The 5,632-nt window shown below is 24.7% G+C and carries 4 protein-coding genes; 1 reads left to right on the top strand and 3 read right to left on the bottom strand.

Going from position 1 to position 5,632, the window contains the following annotated elements; genetic code table 11:
• Window positions 1-265 precede the first annotated feature (265 nt).
• Together VLM92_RS03060 and uvsE are read right to left on the bottom strand one after the other, a co-directional pair.
• A complete protein-coding gene (locus VLM92_RS03060; RefSeq protein ID WP_325274879.1) occupies window positions 266-1,987 on the bottom strand; it encodes an FUSC family protein in 1,722 nt (573 codons plus the stop codon).
• 30 nt (window positions 1,988-2,017) lie between these two features.
• Complete coding sequence (gene uvsE / locus VLM92_RS03065) at window positions 2,018-2,977, bottom strand: UV DNA damage repair endonuclease UvsE (protein ID WP_325274880.1); 960 nt, start codon at window positions 2,975-2,977, stop codon at window positions 2,018-2,020.
• Window positions 2,978-3,186: 209 nt separating this feature from the next.
• Between uvsE and VLM92_RS03070 the strand changes: the two genes are divergently transcribed.
• The gene (locus VLM92_RS03070; RefSeq protein ID WP_325274881.1) at window positions 3,187-4,770 is read left to right on the top strand and encodes a polysaccharide biosynthesis C-terminal domain-containing protein; all 1,584 of its coding nucleotides are present in this window, start codon (window positions 3,187-3,189) and stop codon (window positions 4,768-4,770) included.
• Window positions 4,771-4,829: 59 nt separating this feature from the next.
• On the opposite strand, the gene VLM92_RS03075 is transcribed toward VLM92_RS03070, so the two are convergent.
• Window positions 4,830-5,632 (bottom strand): alpha/beta hydrolase (locus VLM92_RS03075; protein ID WP_325274882.1); only part of this gene is annotated, 803 nt, incomplete at its 5' end.

Consider the following 5,632-nt stretch of genomic DNA (forward strand, 5'->3'; position numbering starts at 1 on the left):
TGAAGCTCTTTCTTTTTTGTTAGCATCTATTGTTGATGGCTTAGTTATTCAAGGGTTGCTAAAAACTGAAAAAATACCATTTGAAAGCATAGCTAATTTTTTAGTTAATCGTTGGAATTAATTTAATTTTTAAATTATAAAAAAAGATTTTACAAACCTAACAATCTTATTTAAATAGAACATAAGCTTTTTAAGTTTGTAGAATCTTTAGTGACTTATATATATAACTTTTCTTATCAGTTTATATAATTGATTTATTTAACTTCTATTTGTCATTATATAAACTCAAAAGTAAAAATCTTGCATCACTCATTTTAATACTATGCTCATATATAAGCTTTTCTATATTTGCATCTTTAATCCTGTTATTATTAGCTATAAGCTTACTTTCTATTTGATTTACAATAAGAGATAATTTTATTAATTTATCTAAATCTCCGTTACCCTTAAGCACTTTATTTAACTCTTTTAATATTTCTTTACTATTCTTTTTATATTTATATTTAAGTTCATCTATAGAATCACTTATATTATAAGGGAAAAAATACATATTAATTATTAAGGCTATTAGTATACCTATTATTATAAATATTAATCTGCTTATTGATAAAATATTTATATTGTGAACTAAGGATACTGAACTTAATGATACTATAGTTATACTCATTACCTTTTTATCGTATTCTTTAAAATAAAAATAACATAAAAATGCTATTATCAATATTATTATTTTGGGAATGCTATCGTGTATTGTACTAAATATAACGAAAAATAAAGTTACTCCAATAAGAGTTCCCATAAATCTTTTCTTAGCTTTAACTACAGTATCTTCTTTATAAGGTTGCATTATTACATATATAGTAATTACTATCCATCTTCCATTCTCTATATTAAAAAACTGCACTAAAAACATAGATAAGGATATTGCTAATGCTAGTTTTATAGAATATACAAATCTTAAGGAATTCAAATTAAAATTCTCTTTCATAGTATTAAATAACTTAAATTCACTTGGAATATTTATTGTTTTATATATTTTATTTAAAGTTTTATCTTTACATTCTTCCGAATTGTTTATATTAAGCTTAAATATTTTTAATAAATGTATACTCTCATACATAAATATGGGCTTATTTTCTATTTTCTCACACTTATTTATGAAATCATCTATATCCTTATTTATTTCATCTATATCTTTTGTATCTTCATTAAATTTTTTTATATTATTGATTTGAATTTTTAGATCTTGTAAATAGTTATTTTTTATAGATTTATCTTCTTTAAATTTAACAATATGGTTTATTATTAAATTTAATCTATCTAAAAACACTGCTACATTAAATTGATTATTTTCTTTTTTTGAATGCACAAATCGTCTATGGCTTCTTTCATTTATTAATGTTAATAAATTTCTTATCTTTTTATTTATTTGTATACTTTTATTTATATCATATTCGTTATTTTGTATATTATCTATATGATTTTGTAAGTCGTTTACTATATCTGTTATTATTAGACTTGATTCTTTTTCAAATTTATTTCTATTAAATATTATTTGAGCCAACATTATAATAAATATACTTAAACTAAGAGCTAATAAACGATTAGGTAATTCATTAAGACTTACAGGCATTGCCCACATGAATATATATGACATTAAAAATATATACGATGTAGGCATTCTAAAATCATTCATATATATATATGTAGTTATAAATATAGTTAAAAAGTTTATTAGAATTCCTGTCCAAATATTTATAATTGATATATACGATAATATCCCTAATATAACATTTAATATTAAAAAGGTAACTGTTCTATATAAAAGTGCAGCTGTTAAATCTCTTATTAAAAATGAAACCGCTCCCATTGCCATTATCATTCCAACTAACATATTATTCCTTCCAAATACTTTTACATAAGTAATTTGTATTATTACTATAAATAAAGCTTGCAATAAAGATTCTTTTACTCTTTTTTTGTCCATATAAACACCTACTTATATTAGTTAATATAATCATATTTCTATTGTACTTTCATCTATATACTTAAAATCACTTCTTATTTCTTTTAAATCTTTCATAAGCTTTATTAAAGTTAAATCTTTTTGCTTTGCTTCTATCATTACATCAAAATCTTTGTTTACTTTTTGCTTTGCTAAATCTAAAAAAATCGCAAAATTTTCTGCATCTATATAATCTGAATGTTTTCTATCCTTTTCAAATTCCCTTGGACTAGAAAAGTGAATCTTAGGAACTAATTTTTCTTTATTCCAAGTATCAAATATATCTTGTAGTAAATCTTCTAGACATTCACCATCATTTTTACAATCATGATGATGAACATCTAAAACCATCGGAAGATTTGTAATCTTACAAATTTGTAATACATCTTTAGCTGTGAAAATCTTATCGTCATTTTCAAGAATTAATCTATTTCTTATTCTTTTAGGAAATTTGTTTAAATTATCTATAAACCTTTTTATAGCTTCTTCCTTACCACCTTTCGCACCACCTATATGTATTACCATTTTTCCATCTTCATAGTTCATATCTTCAAATAAATTAACATTTATATTTAAGTTTCTTATAGTGTTTTGAACTACACTTTCTTTATCACTATTTATTACATTAAATTGGTCTGGATGAGTATCCACTCTCATATTACTCTCTTTTATTATTTTGCCTATATAATTGAAATCATCTTTAAAGTACTTTCTATAATCCCACATTACTTCTGGATGAGTTGCTAATGGTATTAAATTTGATGTTATTCTATAAAAATGTAAATTATTTTTAATGTTATAATTTAATATTTCTTCTAATGCTTTTATATTTGAATATGTTATTTGTTTTAATTTTTTTAGTTTTTCTTCTTCACTATTAATCTTTGAATATCTTGCAAAAGTTAAAGTGCTTGATGAAGTTATCTTGGGTAGATTTAGTGCTATAGCTACATATCCTAGTCTTATTCTCATTTAAATGTCTCCTTAAGATTATATATACGTTTATTTTTACTGTTTTTAAGATTTACTATTCTTTAATAATATTATGTGTAAAGTTTTTAACACATTTAAATATACTTTTATTTCAATTTTTCTATTTCTATAATATTTAATACTATTTTTTCATATATATGAACATGCTTATTTTTAAGTGTTTACTTTAACTTGCAGGAGATAAAATTATGAATAAAACTATGAAAAGAAAAAAACTAATAATAAATGCACTGATTTTAACTTTAACTACAGTGACACTTGGGTTTATAAATACTTCATTTAGAGTCTACTTATCTAACAAAATTGGTGCTGAAGGTATAGGGTTATACCAATTGATTATGAGTATACACATAATGACCTCTACTTTTGCAATCTCTGGTATTAGGATAACTACTACGCGTCTTATTGCAGAAGAGCTAGGTAAGGGTAACATACAAAAGATAAGAAATATAATGAAAAAAGCGTTTATCTATAGCTTATTTTTTAGTACTTTAACTGCTTTACTTTTATATAGAGGCGCTGAGTTTATTAGTATGGTATGGCTAGAAGATAAAAGAGCTATTATTCCTCTTAAAATATTATCTTGTAGTTTGCCTTTTGTTGGTATGGGAGCTTGTTTTCATGGATACTTCTATGGTATGAGAAAAGTTGTAAAAAGTATTACATCTGATATAATAGAGGTTTCTACTTTAATGATAGTTATAGCTTCATTTCTAAGTGTCTATTTACCTAAAGGATTAGATTATACTTGTGCTTTAATTTCAGTGGGTATATCTCTTGCTCTTATTGCCTCAACTGTATACTGCTATATATTGTACATATTTGAAAAGAAACATCCTTATAAAAATACTTATAGTAAAAATTCTACTTGTTCATTAGGTGCTGTTTCAAAAATAGCATTTCCTATAGCTTGTAGTGCTTATATTCAAACAGGACTTAAAACTGTAGAAGATATACTTATACCTGATGCACTTAGAAGATTTGGTTCTTCTACTTCAGTATCTTTGTCTATCTTTGGTATGATTAAAGGTATGGTTTTACCTATACTATATTTTCCAGCAATATTTTTAGCTTCATTTTCAACTCTTATTATACCAGAAATAGCTGAAGCAAAAGCCCTTAATCAACGTATGAGAGTAAATAATATCATTTCAAGAGTTTTTAAATTCACTTTATTAATAGCTATATTTGCGTCAGGATTGTTTATAATATTTTTTAATGAATTAGGATTAACTATATATCATGATAGTGAAGTAGGGCTTATGATGAGAATACTTGCTCCACTTATACCTTTTATGTATCTAGATAGAGTTGTAGATGGAAGTTTAAATGCTCTCGACCAGCAAATGAGTACTTTAAAATATAACTTAATTGATATGAGTGTAAGGATATTTTTAATATTATTTTTAATACCTAAAAATGGTATTGAAGGTTTTATTATAGTTTTATTTACTGGTACCTTACTAAATTCACTTCTTAGCATAAATAAGCTATTAAAAGTTACTAAATTAGAATTTCTTTTAGGCGATTGGGTTTTAAAACCTGCTTTTTGTGTAACTCTATCTAGTTATGCAGTTAAGCTAACTTTTGATTATTTTAAAATCAATTCAATGATTATACTTCAAGTTATTTTAGTAGTTCTATTATACTTTGTGTTATTAATACTTTGTAGATGCATCCAAAGAAAGGATATTATGTGGTTTTTAGATGCCTTTAAAAATGATATTAAAACTGATAAAATGAGTGATTTAGGAATATCTAAACGCTTTTAGATTATATAAAAAGTACTATGGATTATTTTTATTATCCATAGTACTTTTTATATACTTTACTAATTTATGCCCTCTAAAAACTTAACTATATTTTTATATGTTACATCCATTTGCTCTTTACTAGTTATTAAAGCTTCATTATCTCCTTTTTGAATTCCATAGTCTCCAAATTGAGAATGGTTTGCTCCTTCTACCTCTACATATGTTGTATCTTCTGGTAACTTTTCTCTCGACTTAATAAGCTCTTTGAAGTTTACTACACCGTCTTTACTTCCCCATATTGATAATACTTCTTTTCCCATGTTTTTTAATTTATCATTTGTAGGATAAGATGCTAAAAGTACAACCCCATCTACTATATTATTTTTAGCTGCAAAATTTGAAGCTGCAACACCACCTAATGAGTGTCCACCTATAACCCAATGCGTTATATCACTATAATCTTTCATAACTTTTTCAGCTTCCTTTTGGCCAAGTAATGCTATATTAAAAGGCATGTCAAGTATTATAACTTCATATCCTTTTTCAGATATATCTCTACAAAATGGTGCGTAAGATTTTGGTTCTACCTTAGCCCCTGGGTATAGTATAAAACCTTTCGTTGCCTTTATATTTTTTGGAGTAAACGATATATAGTCATTAGTTTTCACTTCCATATTCTCATCACTAATTAAAGCAGCTTTTGCTATATCTTGAGGTTCATATGTTTTACTTAACCATATACAAAGTCCTATTATGGCAATTGTAAATGTTATAGCTACACCTATTAATAAATTTCTTTTTATATTACACTTTTTATCATTATTTTTATCATTTTCTTCTACCTCATCAATGAATAAAGGTCTTTTAAGTTCCATTGTTA

Origin of the sequence: Romboutsia sp. (assembly GCF_035470145.1) — a bacterium.
Taxonomy (GTDB): Bacteria; Bacillota; Clostridia; order Peptostreptococcales; family Peptostreptococcaceae; genus Romboutsia_D.